At 55.0% G+C, this 21,222-nt stretch carries 22 protein-coding genes; 8 read left to right on the top strand and 14 right to left on the bottom strand.

Features of this window, described 5'->3' with window-relative positions:
* Positions 1 to 66 precede the first annotated feature (66 nt).
* The 5 genes from chbR to osmE all read right to left on the bottom strand — a co-directional run bounded on the left by chbR (position 67) and on the right by osmE (position 3,690).
* On the bottom strand, positions 67 to 918 hold the full coding sequence (gene chbR, locus ACLHV8_RS08370) for a transcriptional regulator ChbR (protein ID WP_256125016.1): 852 nt from the start codon (positions 916 to 918) through the stop codon (positions 67 to 69).
* Complete coding sequence (gene chbA, locus ACLHV8_RS08365) at positions 915 to 1,262, bottom strand: PTS N,N'-diacetylchitobiose transporter subunit IIA (protein WP_028017211.1); 348 nt, start codon at positions 1,260 to 1,262, stop codon at positions 915 to 917. The genes chbR and chbA overlap by 4 nt, the downstream gene beginning before the upstream one ends.
* Positions 1,263 to 1,308: 46 nt before the next feature.
* Positions 1,309 to 2,667 carry a PTS N,N'-diacetylchitobiose transporter subunit IIC gene (gene chbC, locus ACLHV8_RS08360; RefSeq protein ID WP_028017210.1) on the bottom strand — a complete coding sequence of 453 codons (1,359 nt, stop codon included), beginning with the start codon at positions 2,665 to 2,667 and terminating at the stop codon, positions 1,309 to 1,311.
* A 79-nt stretch (positions 2,668 to 2,746) separates the two neighbouring features.
* Positions 2,747 to 3,064: a PTS N,N'-diacetylchitobiose transporter subunit IIB gene (gene chbB / locus ACLHV8_RS08355; RefSeq protein ID WP_014883474.1), complete on the bottom strand. Its 318-nt coding sequence runs from the start codon at positions 3,062 to 3,064 to the stop codon at positions 2,747 to 2,749.
* A 284-nt stretch (positions 3,065 to 3,348) separates the two neighbouring features.
* A complete protein-coding gene (osmE, locus tag ACLHV8_RS08350; RefSeq protein ID WP_008500677.1) occupies positions 3,349 to 3,690 on the bottom strand; it encodes an osmotically-inducible lipoprotein OsmE in 342 nt (113 codons plus the stop codon).
* A gap of 232 nt (positions 3,691 to 3,922) precedes the next feature.
* Between osmE and nadE the strand changes: the two genes are divergently transcribed.
* A complete protein-coding gene (gene nadE, locus ACLHV8_RS08345; RefSeq protein WP_410376859.1) occupies positions 3,923 to 4,750 on the top strand; it encodes an ammonia-dependent NAD(+) synthetase in 828 nt (275 codons plus the stop codon).
* A gap of 115 nt (positions 4,751 to 4,865) precedes the next feature.
* Positions 4,866 to 5,744: an excinuclease Cho gene (cho, locus tag ACLHV8_RS08340; RefSeq protein WP_032666814.1), complete on the top strand. Its 879-nt coding sequence runs from the start codon at positions 4,866 to 4,868 to the stop codon at positions 5,742 to 5,744.
* Here cho and ves read toward each other — a convergent pair.
* The 7 genes from ves to ACLHV8_RS08305 form a co-directional block, all read right to left on the bottom strand.
* Positions 5,713 to 6,279 carry an environmental stress-induced protein Ves gene (ves, locus tag ACLHV8_RS08335; protein ID WP_208593873.1) on the bottom strand — a complete coding sequence of 189 codons (567 nt, stop codon included), beginning with the start codon at positions 6,277 to 6,279 and terminating at the stop codon, positions 5,713 to 5,715. The two genes, cho and ves, sit on opposite strands and share 32 nt — an antisense overlap.
* A gap of 297 nt (positions 6,280 to 6,576) precedes the next feature.
* A complete protein-coding gene (gene spy, locus ACLHV8_RS08330) occupies positions 6,577 to 7,071 on the bottom strand; it encodes an ATP-independent periplasmic protein-refolding chaperone Spy (protein WP_028017206.1) in 495 nt (164 codons plus the stop codon).
* Between the two features lie 337 nt (positions 7,072 to 7,408).
* Positions 7,409 to 8,374, bottom strand: coding sequence for a succinylglutamate desuccinylase (astE, locus tag ACLHV8_RS08325; protein ID WP_208593872.1), 966 nt, complete (start codon positions 8,372 to 8,374; stop codon positions 7,409 to 7,411).
* A gap of 10 nt (positions 8,375 to 8,384) precedes the next feature.
* Positions 8,385 to 9,710, bottom strand: a complete 1,326-nt coding sequence (gene astB, locus ACLHV8_RS08320; protein WP_049007829.1) for an N-succinylarginine dihydrolase — start codon at positions 9,708 to 9,710, stop codon at positions 8,385 to 8,387.
* Positions 9,697 to 11,184: a succinylglutamate-semialdehyde dehydrogenase gene (gene astD, locus ACLHV8_RS08315; protein ID WP_208593871.1), complete on the bottom strand. Its 1,488-nt coding sequence runs from the start codon at positions 11,182 to 11,184 to the stop codon at positions 9,697 to 9,699. Before astD ends, astB begins: the two co-directional genes overlap by 14 nt.
* Positions 11,181 to 12,215 (bottom strand): arginine N-succinyltransferase, encoded by a 1,035-nt coding sequence (astA, locus tag ACLHV8_RS08310; protein ID WP_208593870.1) that lies wholly within the window; start codon positions 12,213 to 12,215, stop codon positions 11,181 to 11,183. Before astA ends, astD begins: the two co-directional genes overlap by 4 nt.
* Positions 12,212 to 13,432, bottom strand: a complete 1,221-nt coding sequence (locus tag ACLHV8_RS08305; RefSeq protein WP_049007831.1) for an aspartate aminotransferase family protein — start codon at positions 13,430 to 13,432, stop codon at positions 12,212 to 12,214. The genes astA and ACLHV8_RS08305 overlap by 4 nt, the downstream gene beginning before the upstream one ends.
* Positions 13,433 to 13,865: 433 nt before the next feature.
* Here ACLHV8_RS08305 and xthA point away from each other — a divergent pair, with 433 nt between their 5' ends.
* From xthA to ACLHV8_RS08275, 6 genes are all read left to right on the top strand, one after another.
* Entirely contained in the window at positions 13,866 to 14,672 is an 807-nt protein-coding gene (gene xthA / locus ACLHV8_RS08300) for an exodeoxyribonuclease III (RefSeq protein ID WP_032666813.1), read from the top strand.
* Positions 14,673 to 14,678: 6 nt separating this feature from the next.
* On the top strand, positions 14,679 to 15,362 hold the full coding sequence (locus ACLHV8_RS08295) for a TVP38/TMEM64 family protein (protein WP_208593869.1): 684 nt from the start codon (positions 14,679 to 14,681) through the stop codon (positions 15,360 to 15,362).
* A gap of 6 nt (positions 15,363 to 15,368) precedes the next feature.
* The gene (locus ACLHV8_RS08290; RefSeq protein ID WP_208593868.1) at positions 15,369 to 16,538 is read left to right on the top strand and encodes an ABC transporter substrate-binding protein; all 1,170 of its coding nucleotides are present in this window, start codon (positions 15,369 to 15,371) and stop codon (positions 16,536 to 16,538) included.
* Positions 16,511 to 18,040 (top strand): thiamine ABC transporter permease, encoded by a 1,530-nt coding sequence (locus ACLHV8_RS08285; protein WP_208593867.1) that lies wholly within the window; start codon positions 16,511 to 16,513, stop codon positions 18,038 to 18,040. The genes ACLHV8_RS08290 and ACLHV8_RS08285 overlap by 28 nt, the downstream gene beginning before the upstream one ends.
* On the top strand, positions 18,040 to 18,660 hold the full coding sequence (locus ACLHV8_RS08280; protein ID WP_208593866.1) for an ATP-binding cassette domain-containing protein: 621 nt from the start codon (positions 18,040 to 18,042) through the stop codon (positions 18,658 to 18,660). The genes ACLHV8_RS08285 and ACLHV8_RS08280 overlap by 1 nt, the downstream gene beginning before the upstream one ends.
* A 73-nt stretch (positions 18,661 to 18,733) precedes the next feature.
* Positions 18,734 to 20,041 (top strand): sulfurtransferase, encoded by a 1,308-nt coding sequence (locus tag ACLHV8_RS08275; RefSeq protein WP_208593865.1) that lies wholly within the window; start codon positions 18,734 to 18,736, stop codon positions 20,039 to 20,041.
* Here the strand turns inward: ACLHV8_RS08275 and ACLHV8_RS08270 are convergent.
* Positions 20,038 to 20,655 (bottom strand): CDP-alcohol phosphatidyltransferase family protein, encoded by a 618-nt coding sequence (locus ACLHV8_RS08270; protein WP_049007837.1) that lies wholly within the window; start codon positions 20,653 to 20,655, stop codon positions 20,038 to 20,040. The genes ACLHV8_RS08275 and ACLHV8_RS08270 overlap by 4 nt on opposite strands.
* Positions 20,648 to 21,217: a carboxymuconolactone decarboxylase family protein gene (locus ACLHV8_RS08265; protein ID WP_208593864.1), complete on the bottom strand. Its 570-nt coding sequence runs from the start codon at positions 21,215 to 21,217 to the stop codon at positions 20,648 to 20,650. The genes ACLHV8_RS08270 and ACLHV8_RS08265 overlap by 8 nt, the downstream gene beginning before the upstream one ends.
* Between the last annotated feature and the right edge of the window lie 5 nt (positions 21,218 to 21,222).

Raw genomic sequence — 21,222 nt, 5'->3', positions numbered from 1 at the left:
CGTACTCTTCCCGCTATTTGGGCAAGCAATCAAGGCAATATTCGCGGCGGGTAAAGCCGCCTAAAGTTAATTAATTACCGTCAAGTTTTTCCGGTAACTGTTCGGGGTGAACGATGTCAATTTCTTAAAGGTTTTAATAAACAGACTGGGGCTACTGTATCCGGATTCGTAAGCAATATCGGTGACAGAATAGTTGGTAATTTCCAGCTGTTTTTTTGCAAAATTAATGCGGATTTCATTAATAATTTGCACAGGTGTTTTACGATAATAACGCTGTGTCGCGCGAGTCAGATATTCCTGCGATTTTCCCGACAGTGAAACCATATTCTCCAGCGCATTTTCACTGAACTGCCCTTTATCGTGCATCAGTTCCACAGTACCGCGCAGCCATTGCGGAACATCATCCGTCACCTGCTGCTCTTCGCGATGATGGCGCAGCCGGTTCATCACATAGAATGTCACCGTTTCAATAAACTCATCAAATTCATTGTCGCGGAAGTTAAGCGAGGCGATAACCGTTTCAATCCAGGTCATAAACTCGTTTTTGACACGATAGACCTGCGATGCCACAAAGCAGAACGGTACCAGCGGCAGATAGTGCTTCTCAAAGAAGCGTCTGCTGACGCCCACATTCAGAATGCGTGTGGCACCAAATTCGTAAAAGCTCTGGTGATAGGATCCCATCGGTAAGAAGACAAAATCGCCCCGTTCAAGCAGGACGCGCTTACCGTTAATTTCCTGGTAGTAGCGGCCGGTCAGAACAATCGTGAACTCATAGTAGTCATGCTGGTGCAGACCGCTGGCGCTCTCCGTTTTGTTGTAAATGACCACGTGAAAATTCTTGCCATTAAACAGTTGCTGCTCAAGTGCGGTTTTAATTTCCATCGTGCTGACCTCCTGCTGCCTGACCTGACTTATTGCATTTTCTCGTGAAGCTCAATTAACTCCGCCACCAGCTCGCGTGCCAGCATCGACGTCATCAGGTGATCCTGGGCGTGTACCAGCACCAGGCTAACCTTCATCTTCCCTTCCCCCTGGTCACCTTCGATGAGCTTCGTCTGCACCAGGTGTGCTTCATTCAGCGCCGTACGGGACTGATCCATCATGGTTTTCGCGGCGGCGAAATCCCCCTGCTTGGCCTGCTTGAGGGCGGCATAGGCCAGGCTACGGGCTTGTCCGGAATTGATGATGAGCCCCATCACCACTTCTTCGAGATCGTTCTCTGCGCTTTCTTCTGCAACAATACTATCCAAATCTAACATTTTAAGCTCCTTGTGGCTGGCGCGGGTTTCCCCGCGCCGGTCAATCTTAGAATTTCAGTGAGAGGGCAATATCCTCTTCGCTCTCTTCTTCATCAATGATGGTTGCTGCTTTGTTCGCAATCGCCACGAATGGCATGTAAAGCAGTGTTGCAATCCCGAGGTTGAATATCGCCAGCAGGAAGGCCGCCACGCTGCCGTTGGTGTTGAAGAACGCGCCCAGACCCGCCGGCATTGTCCATGGTGCAATGTTGGTGATTGGTGGAATGATCCCCATGTAATAGGCCGTCAGGGTAATGGCTGCCAGCAGCGGCTGAATCAGAATGAACGGGATGAACATCACCGGGTTCATGATAATTGGCAGACCAAACAGGATCGGTTCGTTAATCTGGAAGATACCTGAAGGCAGCGCCAGTTTCGCCACCTGACGATAGTCAGCACGACGAGAGACAATAAAGACCGCGATGATCAGACCCAAGGTCGCCCCGGTACCGCCCAGGAAGATATAGGAGTCAAGCATCGGCTTCGCCCACACATGGAAGGTTTTACCCGCTGCCAGCGCCGCGTCAACAGAGCCGTACTGCTGGTAAAGTGCTACGTTTTCCAGTGCCCATGGGGTCATAATCCCGCTGTCCAGCGCTGCCAGTGCCAGTGAACCATGCACGCCAAAGAACCACAGCAGAGAAGTGAAAATCACATACGCCCAACCGACCACTCCACCCATTGACGCCAGCGGCGTAGAGATAGAGTCCATGATGATCTGATGGAAGTTAGTGCCCCAGTGAGAAAGCGCCCAGGCGATAATCCCCATGATGGAAAGAATAATGAAGCCTGGAATCAACGCGGAAAATGAACGAGAAACCGAAGCTGGAACGCTATCTGGCAAACGGATAACCCAGTTTCGACGAATAATAAAGGTGAACATCTCCGCCACCACCAGCCCGATAACAATACCGGAGATGATGTTAGCTCCGCCCAGCCAGTTGGCGCCTACTGCATACGCTTCACCGACACTGTAAGGCGTCACGGTCATAAATGCGGCAACGGATAATAAACCAGCGGCCAGTGGATCCACTTTCCGCTCTTCTGCCAGCGCCATCCCTATAAAGAAAGGCGCCATCAGCGACATAATACCTAACGTCCCGTTATAGACGTTGCCGCCGATGGCTTTAAAACCGTTAAGGGTTTCAATAGTCGAAGCGTCTAACCGAATTCCTAATGAATAAAAGAAGGAACCTTCACCAAAGCTCAGAAAAACGTTGTTAATTAAAACGAACATTGCCCCGGCCAGCGTCAACGGCATTAATTTAATAAAACCGTTTTTGATGGCATTAACGTGAGGCTGCTTTCCTATTTTAACAGCAAAAGGAAGGAGTACCTTTTCAAGTGAAGCGATGACTTTACTCATAGGAAAATACCCTTAAATGCCGCAACACAAGTTACGGCGTATTGTGTGTGAAATAACTCTTTGACGGGAAAAATAAAAATTAATTAGCAGCTTTTTTAATGGCTGCAACAGCAGCTTTCAATACACCTAAACCATCAATCTTGCCGTACAGCCCTGAGTCGATCACCTCGACCGGTTTATTCGGTAACAGTCGTTGAATTTCGGGTAACATATAGGCGATTTGCGGTCCCAGTAAAACGACGTCGGCTTTCTGGCCTTTTTCGCCCGCCAGCGTCTCAGGAAACGCTTCAATCACCACAGGGACTTCATACTTTTCAGCCTGCGCACGCATCTTTGACACCAGAAGCGAGGTTGACATGCCCGCTGAGCAGAACAGGTAAATATGTTTCTTTTCCATCATAATTTCCCTCTTGTATGACTACCTGCCATCTTGCTATCACTCGACTCGCTGTCCCGGCAGACAGGTAGCTTGTGTATTGTTGTTTGTCGTTGGAGTGAGTATACGCAATGGTACAGACAGGGGATAATTCTGAACAGACTCAAATTGTCTCTCATTGACCTGGCTTGTTGACTCCCTTCACATTTCGAGCAAATAATTCGCGCAAAGAAATAAGATTTTTGTATGCATAAAAAAACCGACCCACTGGTCGGTTTGTTAACATCCTCAGATACGCAGGGTTACTACGCCTTAGGTGCCTGCGGATCGGTGTCGTATTCAGCACAGGTCTGATAGCCGGAGTTAATAACATGGCCGGTATCATCCAGGGCGACAAAGTAGGTCTCTGCCTTACCATCACGTTGACCCAGGATATAGGTCTGGCAGGTTCCTTTCGCATGGATCATGGTCACTTCAGAAGAAGGTTTACCGGCAATCGCAGCCACCTGCGAACGGGTCATGCCTTTTTTGACATCTTTAACCACTGGCTGTGTGAACTGATCTTTGGTGCGATCGTAAGCTGTACACCCTGCCAGCATAGTCAGTACTGCCGCTGCGCTAAGAATTCCTGCTACGTTCTTGTTCATATTCCGTCCTCTTGTTTATCAGCGTGTTATCTAAGCATGGAATAAAAAGTACGATTGTTCAACTTTGTGAATTACGCCAGACGAATTTCGGAAAATTCTAATAAAACAATGATAACCTGCTAAATCGCCGCAAATTAGCGCACTCAAAACTGTGATCCTTGTCGTTTCTCGCCCAAAGGGTTAGTTTTAGCAGTAAATACATTCGGTTTATGTTCTGCATATGGAGGGCATGATGGCTCTGCAACAAGAGATTATTCAGGCGCTGGGCGCGAAGCCTGCGGTAGATGCACATGAAGAGATCCGCCGCAGCGTGGATTTTTTAAAATCTTATTTAAAAACGAACCCTTTCCTGAAATCCCTGGTGCTGGGCATCAGCGGGGGCCAGGACTCGACGCTGACCGGTAAACTCTGCCAGATGGCCATTTCAGAGCTTCGCGAAGCGACCGGTGATGAGACACTGCAGTTTATCGCCGTGCGTCTTCCGTATGGCGTGCAGGCCGACGAGCAGGATTGCCAGGATGCCATTTCGTTCATTCAGCCTGACCGCGTACTGACCGTCAATATTAAAGGTTCGGTCCTGGCAAGCGAGCAGGCGCTCCGCGAAGCCGGCATAGAATTGAGTGATTTTGTCCGTGGGAACGAGAAAGCCCGTGAGCGCATGAAAGCGCAGTACAGCATCGCCGGGATGACCAAAGGTGTAGTTGTTGGAACCGACCATGCAGCAGAAGCGATCACCGGTTTCTTCACCAAATATGGCGACGGCGGCACCGACATCAACCCCATTTTCCGTCTGAACAAGCGTCAGGGTAAGCAACTGCTGGCCACGCTGGGTTGCCCTGAGCATCTTTACAAGAAAGCGCCGACAGCGGATCTTGAAGACGATCGCCCTTCCCTGCCAGATGAAGCGGCGCTTGGCGTCACCTATGACAATATTGATGATTATCTGGAAGGTAAAAAACTGGATGAAGGTACCGCGAAAATCATCGAAGGCTGGTATCTGAAAACCGAGCACAAGCGCCACACGCCTATCACGGTGTTTGACGACTTCTGGAAGAAATAGAGCAAAACGGTAACCCGCATAATCTAGGCCGGGTAAGGCGCAGCCGCCACCCGGCTCTTTTTTAACCACCACACTCCTGCTACACTGTATACCTGAACAGTATAGGGAGTGGTATGTGAGCAGGCGTCAATCCGCCCCGCGTCTTGAGTTTGAAGCGGCGGCTATCTACGAATATCCCGAGCACCTTCGCCCATGGCTGGAGGCGCTGCCTAAACAGCCTGGCGTGTACATCTTTCACGGTGAGAGTAACACCCTGCCACTCTATATCGGTAAAAGCGTCAATATTCGCAGCCGGGTATTATCCCATCTCCGTACGCCGGACGAGGCCGCCATGCTGCGCCAGTCACGACGCATTACCTGGGTTCAGACCGCAGGAGAAATGGGCGCGCTGTTGCTTGAAGCCCGACTTATCAAAGAGCAACAACCGCTGTTCAATAAGCGCTTGCGCCGCAATCGTCAGCTTTGCTCCCTGCAGATAACCGCGGGCAAACCGCAGATTGTCTACGCACGTGAAGTCGATTTTTCACATGCCCCAAATCTGTATGGGTTATTCGCGAATAAACGTGCGGCACTCCAGGCCCTGCAAACGCTGGCGGATGATTTACAGCTTTGTTACAGCCTGTTGGGTCTGGAGGCAACCACCCGTGGGCGCGCCTGTTTCCGATCCGCTCTGAAGCGCTGCGCAGGTGCTTGTTGTGGGAAAGAAAGTGTTGAGGAACATCATGCCCGGCTTCTCAACGGGCTGGCGGCCATCAGTGTCGCCTGCTGGCCGTGGGAAAATGCCGTTGCCCTAAAGGAAGTGGGTGAAGCGATGACCCAGTATCACATCATCAATAACTGGCTTTGGCTGGGCGCCGTTGACAATGTAAACGACGCGGCAACCTTGCTACGCACACCCGCCGGATTCGATCATGACGGCTACAAAATACTCTGTAAGCCGGTATTAACCGGCAAATATGAGATCATTGTGCTGAGTGACCCGCCAGCCAGTTAATTTCACTGAACAATAAGGTGCCTTCAGACTCCAGCAGACGGAGAGTGTGGGTGCCCTCTTCCCAGAATGCCCCCTGATCGGCGGTCAACAATTTATCCCCCAACTGCCACGCGCCACCTAACACGAACACCACGCCGCCCCGGGAACCAAAGGTGGTAAAGGTACGATCGGCAACGCGTACTTTTGCCTTGCAGCAATCGCGCCGGGTCATGATGTTGAAATCCATTGCCATCCTTCCATCCGCCAGCAGTGCTTTTACCGGTAGATCGCCAGAAAAGCTGTAAGGCTGATGCTGTTTCAGGGTATGACAGAATGCCTGACCGGCATCCAGCGTCACCTCTCCTCCCTCCAGTAACGTTATGACCCGATCAACACCGGGAAAAGAGGAGAATTCACCGTTACTGGCAATAGTCGCAATACTGGCACGCCAGTAAAAATCCCGCGTCGCGGGAGGAAAACAACAAATCTCTCGCGTTTCGCCAGCACCATTGCGCCAGAGACTGACCGGCATCTTACGGATATCAAAGAACTCCATCACCACTCCTGAATGGCACAACCTGTGCCAAGGCAAGGATATTGCTATCGTTGCTGTCTTGTTTGTTATCGTTAGGGTTTCACAGACACAGTATCGGCAGCAGAGCGGGCAGGCATTAACTGAACGTTAATAAAAATTCTAACGCCATGACTCTACGAACATTCTCTGAAGCGACTACAGGAGCATACCGCGCTCGCGGTGGCAGACAAGAGGGAAGGAAAGAAAAACCGCCGGTCCTGTCCACAGCGATAGCGCTTTTGTGGACAGGATCCCGGCGGTCTTAAGATGTTGAACCGATTATTCGGTTGGTGCTGGCATTTTACCTTCCATCGCCGGACGTTCTGTCAGACGCTTCTCAAAATTCGCATTAAATTGTTTTTTCTGTTCCGGAGTCAGAATGTTGTAGATCTTATTCTGGGTTTCCATGTGAGCCAGCATGCGGGCTTTGTGCTGCTCAGCCATTTTGTCGATCTGCGCTTCAGCTTTCGCCTTATCGAAACTATCGCTGGCGATGATGTCATGCATTGCGCGACGCTCTTCAAGCGGAGGACGTTTCATCTGGTCGCGTTCGCCTTTCCTGATATCGCGGATCTGCTGCTTCTGCGCATCCGTCAGATTCAGATCTTTAAACATCATCATCTCGTTGTGCATACCCGGCTTGCCTTTATGATGCATCATCATTTTGCCTTCAGTTGGCGCGGCAGCGGTGGTGGTCGTATCTGCGGCGAACGCCATGCTGGTAGCGCCCAGAGCAAGGGTAGAAGCAACAAACAGTGCAGTAAGTTTACGCATAATTTATTTCCTTTCTTTCAGTTATTCTTCGGCGCTATGCCGTGTTGACGAGATTAACTTTACGGGCTTTATCGTCAATTAGTCAGAGCAACGGTAAAACAATGAAAGTGTAAAAAACAAATTTTCGCCAAATGTGGAGGAAATAAGGATAAAGCGTGGAGAGTTGCAACAAAAAATAAACAACACGATGATTTTAAAGAAATTAAGCATGAGTATAGCGAAGTGAAGATTAATAATAAAGCAATTCACCAGGAATATTCTGCAAAAGAAGTGCGAACGCTTTAATCGTTAAGAAAAGGTTTTTGCTTCCCCCCTCAGAGGACGAGAGGGGAAATACTCAGGAGATTTTTTCCAGCATCAATCCGGCTCGCAAACCAAACGCCACCGACGGGTTAGGAAACAACACATATTCGGTTGTCTTCTGTACTTCATAACGATCCTCACCATCTTCGGCCAACAGGACGCCTTTACGGAACGGGGTAAAGTTGAGCGTATGTGCAGCCATATGAAGCAGGAAGGCATCGCTGCGGCGAGTGATCTGCTGCACGACCCGATACCGTTCAACGGGCTGATGCGCGTGCTCAGGAACCGTTCCTCCCAGCAGCGCCCGAAGAGCGAGATGCGTAGGTGCAAAGCGAGTCAGATCGTTCTGGCCGAACGGGAGTGCTTTTCCCAGCTCCAGAGTACACGACAGCGCAGCGAAACGTTCGCAGGTAAAGTGAGTAAACGTTCCCCCCGGTGACTGATGAAAGACCAGCGCCTCCAGCCCGGCATCGCCCAGCCAGCTCAGGAACGCTTCATCCCACGGCTGATGACGCTGCGGCAGAACGCCAAAGCGAACATGATAAGACGCCCGGATCGCCGTATGCAGATCCAGATGCCAGCGCGCAGGCCCCGCAGCCGCAAAAAACGCGCTCACGACGTTCTCCAGCCACTCTGCCCGCACCGTTTCGTCACTCTGTGGAAACTGCGACCAGCGCCCACCGAACATGCGGTTAATATCGCTCACCAGATACCGTTTGTTTTGTGCCAGCGCAGGCGGGTTGCCGAGCACTACCAGCACACGACACTTAAGGGTGATATCTCCACGATACAACGCGCGCAACAGCAGATCGACAATCTCAACGGGTGCCGTTTCATTCCCATGAATCCCCGTTGAAAGCAGCAGCGACAGATCGCTTTTTGCGGTCGGCGTCAGCTCAAGCACTCCGCGCCCCAACCAGCGCCAGTGGAATGAGGGCCCCTCCCCCTCACTCCGTTCAGGTGTTTTATCAGCCAGGGTCAGCGCCAGTAGATTTTCCATACTCACTCCTTTAGCGCTGGAACGGATAAACCGACCCCAGCTGCAGGATGGATGTCAACGCGTCCAGCGCCTCACGACCTTCGCGCAGCAGTTGAGGGTCGACCAGGTCGGCCTGCGTTAATCGGTCACGATAGTAACGATCCACCCAGTCGTTCAGGGTGTTAAACAGCGTTTCGTTCATCATCACTGCCGGGTTAACGGCCTGCATTTCATTGTGCGTCAGTACCACGCGCAGGCGCAGACAGGCTGGACCACCGCCGTTGGCCATACTTTCACGCAGGTCAAAGACGCGCAGTTCGTCAATTGGGTTATCGGCCTTAACCAGGTCTGACAGATAACGCCACACCCCTTTATGATCCCGGGACTCTTGCGGCAGCACCAGCATCATGCTGCCATCGTCACGGCTCAACAGCTGGCTGTTGAAGAGATAGGTTTCCACTGCATCCTGCACGCTGACCGCCTGCGTCGGCACCTGAATCGGCATAAAACCCGGCACGCGTTCATGTAACGTAGCGAGCAGCTTCTCCTGATGGGCAAACGCCTGCTCATGGCAGAACAGTACCTGGCGGTTGGAGACGGCAATCACGTCGTTGTGGAACACGCCCTGGTCAATCACCTGTGGATTCTGCTGGGCAAAAATCACCTGGGAAGGATTGACCTGATTCAGGCGGGCAACGGCCTGACTCGCCGCCAGCGTCTGACGGGCCGGATAGCGGACGGGTTCGGAATGACCGCCCTCCTCACGCCCGTAAATAAACAACTGCACACCAGGGTCGCCATAATCACCTCCCAGCCGGTTATGGTTGGCAGCCCCTTCGTCGCCAAACATCGCCACCTGTGGCAGAGCCTGATGCACCGCAAAATGGTCGTCATGACTGAAAATGGCGCGCAACACGCGCTCGGTGGTTTCCGCTTCGGTGGCGCGGTGGAATTTGTTGTTCAGGTTCGCCACCGTCAAATGGACTTTTCCATCCAGCGTATCGGCTGACGGTGCGACGGTTGCCGCGTTGGCCACCCACATTGATGAGGCAGAGCTTGCCGCAGAGAGCAGATGCGGTGTCTGTGTACCCGCTTTTTCAACCACCTGCTCATCGCTGCCGGTGAAGCCAAGTTGACGCAACACTGCCACGTTTGGGCGCTCTTGCGGCGGAATAACCGCCTGCGGGAAACCGGCATCCGCCAGCGCTTTCATTTTTAGCAGCCCCTGTTTCGCCGCCAGTTTCGGGTTGGAGACCTGAAAACGATGCTTCGTCGAGGCTTCATTACCAAAAGAGAGACCCGCATAGTGGTGCGTCAGCCCCACCAGCCCGTCAAAGTTGACTTCACGCGCTTTCATGACTATCCCCTCCGGTAAAGTCCAGACCCGGATTGAGCGTTTCCGGCAGCGTCAGCGCCGGGGTTTCCAGGCTTGCCATCGGCCACGCGCAGTAATCCGCGGCGTACCACGCGCTGGCGCGATGGTTGCCCGATGCCCCCACGCCGCCGAACGGCGCGGTGCTCGCTGCACCGGTCAGCGGTTTATTCCAGTTCACAATCCCGGCGCGCGCTTCCAGCAGCAGCCGATCAAACTTCTCGCGATGCGGCGAAATCAGCCCGCTCGACAGGCCGTAACGGGTGTTATTGGCCATTGCAATCGCCTCATCAAAATCGTCGTAACGCCAGACGCACAGCAGCGGACCAAAGACCTCTTCGTCCGGCACGTTGCTCGCCCCGCTCATCTCAACGATGCCCGGCGTAAGCAGCGAGGCACCCGGCTGAACCTGCTTCGGTTCGAGCAGCGTTTTCGCGCCGCGCGCGACGTGATCCTGCCAGGCCTTCAGCACATTCAACGCCGCCTGCTCGGAAATCAGACCGCCCAAAAACGGCTGCGGGTCGGCATCCCACGTTGCAGGTACCAGACGCGCGCTCACTTCAACCAGCCGTTTCAGGAAGGCATCCCCCTGCGCACCACGTTTTACCAGTAAGCGACGGGAACAGGTACAGCGCTGTCCGGCGGTAATAAAGGCGGACTGAATGGTCAGATGCACGGCAGCGTCAATATCGTCAGGATCTTCCACGATCAGTGGATTGTTACCGCCCATCTCCAGCGCCAGAATTTTTTCCGGCTGCCCCGCCAGCTGGCGATGCAACTGATAGCCCGTTCCGGCGCTGCCGGTAAACAACAGACCGTCAATATCGCTCAACGCACTCAGCGCCTGACCGGTTTCACGCCCACCCTGTACCAGATTCAGCACGCCAGGCGGCAGGCCAGCCTGTTCCCAGAGTTTCACCACCGCCTCGCCGGTTAATGGCGTTAACTCGCTCGGTTTGAAAATCACGGTATTGCCCGCCAGCAGCGCGGGCACAATGTGACCATTCGGCAGATGCCCCGGGAAGTTGTACGGACCAAACACCGCCAGCACGCCGTGCGGACGGTGGCGCAGCGTGGCCGCGCCGTCAGGCATCTCGGTGTGCTGTTCACCGGTACGGGTGTGGTAAGCCTTCACCGAAATGGCAATTTTGTTGATCATCGCCGTCACTTCGGTTGTTGCTTCCCAGCGCGGTTTACTGGTCTCAGAGGCGATGATGCGCGTCAGTTCGGCTTTGTTCGCCTCCAGCAAACCGGCAAACTTTTCAACAATGGCCTGACGCACGGCGAAAGGCTGTTTTGCCCAAGCCGGAAACGCGCGGCGCGCGGCATGACAGGCTTGTTCAACCTGCGCGGCGCTGGCGTCATTCCCTTTCCAGAGCACCTCTTTTCCTACCGGATTGGTCTTTACGCGCTGTTCGCCTTCGCCCGTGACCCAGTCACCGTTAATCCATAATGTCATGCTGTTTTCTCCTCAGGGCAGAGACGCACCAGGCGAACCGTATCGCCGGCGTTACATTTCAGGGCATCCAGTTCTGCAGCCGTCAGCACCAGACGTTCACATTTCGGGTTGGTACGCACCAGCATGGCACGGAAGTTGGTGTAATTCTCATTCGACACCAGACATGCCGGCCAGTCACCCGGCGCAGGCTGACCTTCAGCGACCTCAACCAGCCGGCTTTTACGAATCGCACGCACGCGGTCGATATCGCACTCAAGCGTTGGCCCGCCGTCAAAGATGTCGACATAGTTACGGTAGCGGAAGCCCTCTTTCTCCAGCACCGCGCGGGCGGGCGCGGTTTGCGGATGCACTTCGCCAATCACCGCCTGCGCTTCCGGGGTTAAGAAATGGGTATAGATAGGATGCTTCGGCATCAGTTCGGCAATAAACGCTTTCTGACCGGTACCGCAGAGATAGTCCGCCCGGCTGAACTCCATCGAGAAGAAGCGCTCGCCCAGGCTCTCCCAGAACGGTGAGTAGCCGGTGTCGTCGATCACGCCGCGCATCTCGGCGACCACCTTTTCGTTAAAGCGGTCGCGGAAGGCGGCCATAAACATAAAGCGTGATTTGGAGAGCAGGTAACCGTTGCCCTCTTTACGCCACGCCGGGTCGAGGAACAGCGTGCAGAGCTCGCTGGCACCCGTGTGGTCATTACAAAGAAACAGCGTCGGCAGCGCGTTATAGACGTTCAGCTCTTTCGAAGCATGAACCATCGTGCCGACGCGATAGTTGTACCACGGGTCGTTTAACCCAACAGCCACCTCGATGGCGCAAATCCCGGCTACAGTACCGGTGTCGGTATCTTCAAGAACGAACACATAACCCTGTTCGCTTTTTGGCAACGTCCCCTGCCAGGTGTGCAGGGCGCGCTCAATGCGCGCCGACAGTGTTTTTTCATCGGCGGGAAGTGAGGTCAACCCACCTCCCGTCTTACCGGCAAGCTGCATGAGCCCGGCGAGATCGCCGCGCTCAACGGGACGGATGACCATCATGATGACACCCCGGATTTCACATGTTCGCAGGCCAGCGCAAAGCGATCTAAACCAGTTTGCACCTCTTCCTGGCTGACAATCAGCGCAGGAGCAAAACGCACCACGTTGGCACCGGCAATCAGCACCATTACGCCCACTTTTGCCGCTTCCTGTGAAATAAGTTTAGCTTTTCCGGCAAACTCGGCGGTGAGCTCGCAGCCGATTAACAGCCCCAGACCGCGAATTTCTTTGAACAGGCCGGTCTTACTGTTGATGGCATTCAGGCGTTCAACAAACCAGTCGTGACGCTGCTTAACGCCTTTCAACACCTCAGGGGTGTTAATGATGTCGAGAACCTGTCCGGCAACGGCGGTTGCCAGCGGGTTGCCGCCATAGGTGGTGCCATGGGTCCCCACGGTCATCACGCTGGCGAATTTATCGGTGGTCAGCATTGCCCCAATCGGGAAGCCGCCGCCCAGCGCTTTGGCAGTCGAAAGGACGTCCGGCGTCACACCGTAGTGCATGTAGGCATACAGTTCACCGGTACGGCCCACCCCCGTTTGCACTTCATCAAAAATCAGTACCGCATTATGACGATCGCACAGTTCGCGCAGCCCCTGCAGGAACGCCTTTTGCGCCGGAAGCACGCCGCCCTCGCCCTGCATCGGCTCAACAATTACCGCGCAGGTGGTGTCGTTGATCAGCTCGCTGGCTGACTGGAGATCGTTATAGATACCGTGACGAATATCGGGTGGCAGCGGTGCAAAATCCTGCGAATAAGAAGGCTGACCGCCCGCGCTGACGGTAAAGAGCGTGCGACCGTGGAAGGCGTTCTTAAACGCGACAATACCGCTTTTGTGCGTGCCAAACTTGTCGTGTGCATATTTGCGCGCCAGCTTCAGCGCCGCTTCGTTCGCTTCTGCCCCCGAGTTACAGAAAAAGACTTTTTCGGCAAATGTTGCGTCGATCAGTTTTTTCGCCAGACGCAGAGCGGGCTCGTTGGTAAACCCGTTGCCGGTATGCCAGAACTTCGCCGCCTGGTCATTCAGTGCCTGACGCAGTGCCGGATGAGCATGGCCCAGCGCGTTCACCGCAATCCCACCTGCAAAGTCGATATACTCTTTACCCTGCTGGTCCCACAGGCGTGAGCCTTCCCCACGAACCGGAATAAAAGCCGCCGGAGCGTATACTGGCATCATCCATTCATCGAAATTTTCACGCGTAATTGACAGAGACATAGCGACCTCATCCGGTAAATAAAAAGTTATTTTAATGTTAAATAATTGAGTGTTTGCACTGTGAATGTAGATTGCAGCCTTCGTGCCAGCCAGCGATAAAAATGCATAAACGGGTTGGGCCAACAGAATATCAATAAGTTACAATATGAAGTTATTCACTGTTAGTGCATAAAAAGTGAATATTTTTACGACAAGCGGCGCTTTGCCGCATGAAAATAAGAAAGAGTATGCAGAGGCCAAATATAATTCTGGAATTGTGATCGCTCGCGAAATTTATCTGTCATTTATGCCCTGTTTGAGGGCGATACGCGTCAGAATGGTGCAAATATTGCACCACTGGCATTATCTGTCGCAGTTATTGGTCAATCCCCGTAACAGTTGACGCAAATTCTGCTACCATCCATGCACTATTCACCTTGCACTGGCAGCGACTATGAAATTTGTCTCTTTTAATATCAACGGCCTGCGTGCCCGTCCTCATCAGCTTGAAGCTATCGTTGAGCAACATCAGCCAGATGTGATCGGCCTGCAGGAGACAAAAGTTCACGACGACATGTTCCCCCTCGAAGAGGTGGCGAAACTCGGCTACAACGTCTTCTATCACGGACAGAAAGGCCACTATGGCGTAGCGCTGCTCACTAAAGCGCCACCGGTATCCGTCCGCCGCGGCTTCCCTGGCGATGGTGAAGAAGCACAGCGTCGCATTATCATGGCGGAAGTGCCTTCTGCACTCGGGAATATCACGGTCATTAACGGTTACTTCCCGCAGGGTGAGAGCCGTGACCACGAGACAAAATTCCCGGCCAAAGCAAAGTTCTACCAGGATCTGCAGGACTACCTGACCACCGAACTGAAAAAAGAGAATCCGGTGCTGATCATGGGCGATATGAATATCAGCCCGACGGATCTCGATATCGGTATTGGCGAAGACAACCGCAAGCGCTGGCTGCGTACCGGCAAATGTTCTTTCCTGCCGGAAGAGCGTGAGTGGATGGCGCGTCTGCTTGACTGGGGTCTGGTGGATACGTTCCGCAGTGCCAACCCGGAAACGCAGGATCGCTTCTCCTGGTTTGACTACCGCTCAAAAGGCTTTGATGACAACCGCGGCCTGCGTATCGATCTGCTGCTGGCCAGCTCGCCGCTGGCAGAGCGCTGCATTGAAACCGGTATCGACTACGATATCCGCAGCATGGAAAAACCGTCCGATCACGCGCCGGTCTGGGCAAAATTCAAGCTGTAATCACGTGTGAACATTCGAAAAAGACTCTTCCTGTGCGCCCTTCTGGGCGCATTTATTCTGACATTTATCGCGCTTCCTCCGGGCACACTCTCCCTGGATGGGATTAAAACTCACCAGCAGGCGCTACTCTCTCATGTTGAACACGCGCCGCTACAAAGTGCGCTGATCTTTTTTGCGCTCTATGTGGTGGTTTCCGCCCTGTCGATACCCGGCGCGGCGATACTGACCCTGCTGGGTGGTGCGCTGTTTCCTCTGTGGGAAGGCACCATACTGGTCTCGTTTGCCTCCACGCTCGGTGCCACGCTGGCGATGCTCGCCAGCCGTTATCTGCTGCGCGACTGGGTCCAGCGAAGGTTTGCTCAGCAGATGAAAACGGTGAACGCCGGGATGGCGCATGACGGCGCGGGCTATCTTTTTGCTCTGCGTCTGATGCCGCTGTTCCCGTTTTTTCTGGTGAATTTGCTGATGGGGCTTACCCGCATTGGGCTACGTCGTTACTGGTGGGTCAGCCAGCTCGCCATGCTGCCCGCCACTGTTGTCTTTCTGAACGCCGGGCGCGAGCTGGGAAAAGTGTCAACGCTGCGCGATATTTTGTCGCCGGGTATGATATTCGCCTTTACACTACTGGGGTTATTACCGCTGGTCACACGCCGGCTATTTACCCGTTATACCCCTTCGTCTAAAAAGTGAGGCATTATGCGCCGTGTGCGTTTTTGCACGTTTCTGACCAGCCTGCTGCTGGCAACCCCTTTGTATGCCGCAGACAGCTGGCAATCCATCCAACAACAAGCCAAAGGCCAGACGGTCTGGTTTAACGCCTGGGGCGGCGATCCGGCGGTAAACCGCTACCTTGAGTGGGTAAGCGGTGAGATGAAAACGCACTACGCCATTACCCTCAAAATTGTCCCACTGGCAGATGCCGCCGATGCGGTAAAACGTATTCAGACGGAAGCCAGCGCTGGACGTAAGACCAACGGCTCAGTCGACCTGCTGTGGGTTAATGGCGAAAATTTCCGCACATTAAAAGAGACTAACCTGCTGCAAACCGGATGGGCACAGTTGCTGCCAAACTGGCGCTATGTCGATACCCGCAAACCCGTAACGGAAGATTTTGCTGTTCCCACTGACGGGGCGGAATCGCCGTGGGGCGGCGCGCAGCTGACCTTTATCTCACGCACAAAGAGCATGCCGACGCCGCCGGAGGATCCGCAGGCATTGCTGGCTTACGCGCGGCAGCATCCGGGTAAAGTCAGCTATCCTCGCCCGCCCGATTTTACCGGGACGGCGTTTCTTGAGCAGTTGCTCCTGACACTTACCACACAGCCGGATGCGCTGCAAAAGGCACCCGATAACACCTTTGCCCAGGTAACAGCCCCGCTTTGGGATTACCTCGACAAACTCCACCCACTCCTGTGGCGCGAAGGCAAAGACTTTCCCCCTTCGCCTGCACGTATGGATGCCCTGCTTGCCAGCGGCAGTCTGAACCTGTCGCTGACCTTTAACCCGGCACATGCGCAACAAAAAGTCGCCAGTGGTGAACTGCCAGCCGACAGCTACAGCTTTGGTTTTCACACCGGGATGATCGGTAACGTCCATTTTGTCGCCATTCCGGCTAATGCCAGCGCGAGCGCAGGTGCGAAAGTGGTCGCCAATTTCCTGCTTTCACCGCAGGCGCAAATTCGCAAGGCTGACCCGGCTATCTGGGGAGACCCGAGCGTACTGGATGTAAAATTACTCCCCGAAGGTGAAGCGAAACAGTTGCAAGCCCGCACCCCTGAAGGGCTGCCGAAGATACTGGCTGAGCCGCAATCGGCCTGGGTTAACGCGCTGGAGCAGGAATGGCTGCGTCGTTACGGCACCCGTTGAGTTGGCTTGTCTGGCTGGCAATGGCGGCCATCTATCTGCCGATCCTGCCCGCTGGTGCGATGCTGCTCGCCCCGGCATTTTCGGTGACTCACTGGGAGTCGCTGCTTAACGACCCGCAACTGCCTCAGGCGACCGTCGCCACGCTGGTCTCAACGCTCATCGCGACGCTGGGTTCCTTGCTAATCGCCCTTTCCCTGCTGGCGCTTCTCTGGCCCGGCAAACGCTGGCGGCGTCTCAACACGCGCCTGCCGTGGGTGTTAGCCATTCCCCACATGGCGTTCGCCACCAGCGCTTTACTGCTGTTTGCGGAAGGCGGTCTTTTTTACCAGGTCTGTACCGTCTGTACGCCTGCACTGGACCGATACGGTGCAGGGCTGGGCCTTACGCTCGCCGTCAAAGAGAGTGCGTTTGTGCTGTGGGCCATCTACGCCGTACTGCCGGAAAAACGTCTTGCACAGCAAAAAGTTGTGCTGCAAACCTTCGGTTATGGACGTTTTCAGATACTCAACTGGCTGCTCCTTCCGGCTATCGCCCCAGTCCTCGGGGCGGTGATGCTGGCCGTTCTTGCATGGTCAATTTCGGTCGTGGATGTGGCAATCGTTCTTGGGCCAGGCAACCCTCCCACGCTGGCCGTGCTGGCCTGGCAGTGGCTCAGCCAGGGCGACGCACAGCAACAAACAAAAGGGATGCTGCTATGCCTGCTCATCCTCCTGCTGTTGGCTGCACTTGCCGCGCTGGGTTACGGTGCCTGGAAGGTATGGCGTCGCACGCTTTCGGATCTGCCGGGGACGCGTCGCACGTCTCTTGTCCCACTGCCTGAGCGGTCGATAAGCAGGCTGTTACCCGCGTGCGGCGTACTTTGCGTAGCAGTACTGCTGATGCTGGCACAGCGGGACGAGATGGGCTTCGTGGGTACCAGCCTTTCCTTCGGCCTGCTTTCCAGCCTGATGGCCCTGGTCCTCATTTTTCTCTGGCTTGAATGGGGGCCGCAGCGAGGTACGCTGTGGGTATGGTTACCCCTCGCCCTTCCGGCGCTACCGCTCGTCACCGGGCAATATTTTATTGCGTTGCGACTGGGTATAGACGGGCAGTATGTCGCCGTGCTCTGGAGCCATCTGCTGTGGGTGTTACCGTGGGTGCTGCTGGTGCTGCAACCCGCCTGGCACAGGATCGATCCCCGGCTTATCCTTACCGCCAGAACGCTCGGCTGGCGACGGGTAAAAATCTTCTGCCTGCTGAAATGTCCCCTGCTGGTGCGCCCGGCTCTGCTGGCTTTTGCCACCGGTTTTTCCGTCAGCATGGCGCAATATATGCCAACGCTCTGGCTGGGCGCGGGCCGTTTCACCACGCTCACCACGGAGACCGTCGCACTCAGCAGCGGGGGCAGTATCCCGGTTCTGGCTAACCGGGCGCTGGGGTTATTGCTGGTCACGGGCATGGTGTTCGGCCTTGCCGCACTGCTATCACGGCTCGCAGGCCGCTATCGTCAGGGATTACGTTAATGCTGAAGGTAAAAGATCTCACCATCAAACCGCTTTTCCGCGAGGTCAATTTCTGTGTGCCTCGCGGAGAGATTGTCACCCTGATGGGACCATCTGGTAGTGGGAAATCGACCCTTTTTGCCTGGATGGTGGGCGCGCTGTCCGACGATTTCCAGGCCCAGGGCGAGTTATGGTTAGACGAGCGCCGCTGCGACAGGCTTCCTGTAGAATCCCGCGGGCTGGGTATTCTCTTTCAGGATGCCCTGCTGTTTGACCACTTCACTGTTGGTCAAAATTTGTTGCTGGCATTACCCGAGCGGATTGTCGGACGCGCACGGCGGGATGCGGTCGAGCAGGCACTGAGTTCCGCCGGGCTTAAAAACCACTACGCCAGCGATCCGGCGACTCTCTCCGGCGGGGAGCGCGCCAGGGTCAGTCTGTTGCGGGCCCTGCTCGCTGAGCCGCAGGCGTTACTGCTCGATGAACCGTTCGGGCGCCTCGACAAAACGCTACGCGCGACGTTTCGGACATGGGTGTTTGACGTTGTCCGGGCACGCGGCATACCGGTTATTCTGGTCACGCATGATGAGGAAGACATTCCACCCAGCGGTGAGGTGATTGCGATTTCTCGCTGGCAATAATGTGCTAACGCAATGTTTTACATTTCGGGAGAGACGACAATGCCCCCCTCTTTTACTGACGTCAGGTTATACGATGAAACGTGTTTCTCAACTGACCGCGCTGGCTCTGTTTTGCAGCCTCGCTTCCCTTTCCTCTCTGGCGGCTGAAATGCCTGACACAATGACGCTGTCTCAGCTTCAGGAACAGCACGGTGCGGTGATCGACACCCGTGCCAGCGCCTTTTATAACGGCTGGCCACAGTCGCTAAGCGGCACCTCCGGCCATGAACCTGCCGCGCTCAATCTTTCAGCCTCCTGGCTTGACGCAATGAGCGACGAGCAGATTGCTATCTGGGCAAAACAGCATCACCTTACGCCCGCAACCTCCCTCGCACTCTACGGCGGCGATAACACAAACCAGGCCGTGAAAGCCCGTCTGGAGAAAGCCGGATACACTCATGTTTCGCTTCTCAGCGATGCCCTGCAAACGCCTGCTCGTCTACAGCGCCTGCCTCACTTCGAGCAACTCGTCTACCCGCAGTGGATACACCAGCTCCAGCAGGGTACACCCGTCACTGCCGCTCCGGCGGGAGGCTGGAAAGTGATCGAAGCTGCCTGGGGTGCGCCGAAGTTTTATCTGCTGAATCACATTCCCGGTGCGGGCTACATCGACACCAACGAAGTGGAAAGCGAGCCGCTGTGGAACAAAGTCTCTGACGACAAGCTAAAAGCGATGCTGGCAAAGCACGGTATCCGTCATGACACCACGGTCATTTTGTATGGCCGTGATGTGTATGCTGCCGCGCGCGTGGCGCAGATTATGCTGTATGCAGGTGTGAAGGATGTCCGTATTCTCGATGGTGGCTGGAAAGCGTGGTCAGATGCGGGTCTGCCCGTCGAACGCGGTATGCCTGCAGAGGTGAAACCTGCCGCTGATTTTGGTGCGCCGATCCCCGGTCAGCCGCAGCTGATGGTGGATATGGAGCAGGCGCGCGGGATGTTGCATCGCAAGGATGCCTCGCTGGTCAGCATTCGCTCGTGGCCGGAGTTTATTGGCGAAACCAGCGGCTATAGCTACATCAAACCGAAAGGTGAAATTGCCGGTGCCCGCTGGGGTCATGGCGGAAGCGACGCCACTCACATGGAGGATTTCCATAACCCGGATGGCACCATGCGTAGCGCCGACGACATCGCCAGCATGTGGAAAAGCTGGAATATCCTGCCGGAACAGCATGTCGCATTTTACTGCGGTACCGGCTGGCGAGCCTCTGAGACCTTTATGTACGCCCGGGCGATGGGCTGGAAGAACGTCGCCGTCTATGACGGCGGCTGGTACGAATGGAGCAGCCACCCGCAAAACCCGGTCTCAACCGGCGAGCGCGGGCCCGAGAGTTCCCTCTAAGAATTGAGTGACTTCAACGTCACATAACCGCTCCAGATGCGCGTTGTGGTGGTCAGCCAGCACAACGCGCCGAATACCCACGCGAAAAGCGTAAAGTGCGCCGGAAACAGGCAGCACAGTACAAACAGCGCAATGGTCTCTGTCCCTTCTGTTAAACCACCGATGTAATAAAACGATTTGTGCGCGTAGCCCGGGTTGTCGATATCGTGTTTCGCCGCCAGCGCGGCAAAGGCCAGAAAGCTGCTGCCGGTGCCGATAAAGGCGAACAGCAGCCAGGCGGCGGCCAGCGCATTCTCTTCGGGAGCTGCCAGTGCAAAGCCAAACGGCACCAGGGCATAGAACAGAAAATCGAGAGCGATATCGAGAAAGCCTCCAGCATCCGTCAGCCCTCTCCTCCGTGCCAGCGCGCCGTCCAGACCATCCAGCAGGCGGTTAAATACGATGGCGACAAGCGCGGCAAGATACCAACCGAGGGCCAGAAACGGTAGCGCCAGCACGCCCACGACAAACCCGGCCACGGTTAATCCGTCGGGCGTAATACCGGGTTTATCCAGCCAGGCCGCCAGCCGGTTAAGGGCGGGCTTTACCCGTGGATGGATATGTCGATCAAGCATGCGGCTTTCCTTTTAGCGTGTCGCACAGTCCCTGCGCCGGGATATCGAGAGCGGCGTTGAAGCGGGCGGAGAGATTTTGAAACGCAACCAGTGCCGTCATTTCGGTAATCGTCTCATCGGTGAAAAGACGTTTGAGGTCGCGTTTGAGCGTCTCATCCACCTGCGGCGGCGTGGCGGTAACAGCCTCAGCGTAGGCCAGCGCCGCGCGCTCCTGCTCATTGAAAAGCGCGGAGTCACGCCAGTGGCTGACGGCCTGGACTTTATCCAGCGCGCCCACGCGTTCGGCAAGGCGCAGACTGTTGGCATCAATACAAAAAGCACAGTGGCATATCTGCGACACCCGCGTCATCAGCAGCGAGCGCAGCACGGGCGTCAGGCGTGCATGACGCCGTTCGAGGAAACCGACAAACAGCGCCACCAGCCAGAAAAGACGCGGCATACGCCCCCACCATCGCGTGGGGTTAAGCACGACACCGAAGTGTTTTTTCTGCATGGCGGCAATCGGTTTTAAACTCGCCGGAAGGGTTGAGATGGGCGCTACCCAGGTGGAGGTTTCTTTCACCTGAT

Origin of the sequence: Enterobacter sp. CPE_E863 (assembly GCF_046521465.1) — a bacterium.
Classification (GTDB): Bacteria; Pseudomonadota; Gammaproteobacteria; order Enterobacterales; family Enterobacteriaceae; genus Enterobacter; species Enterobacter adelaidei.
This window is presented reverse-complemented; position numbering and strand designations above follow the sequence as displayed.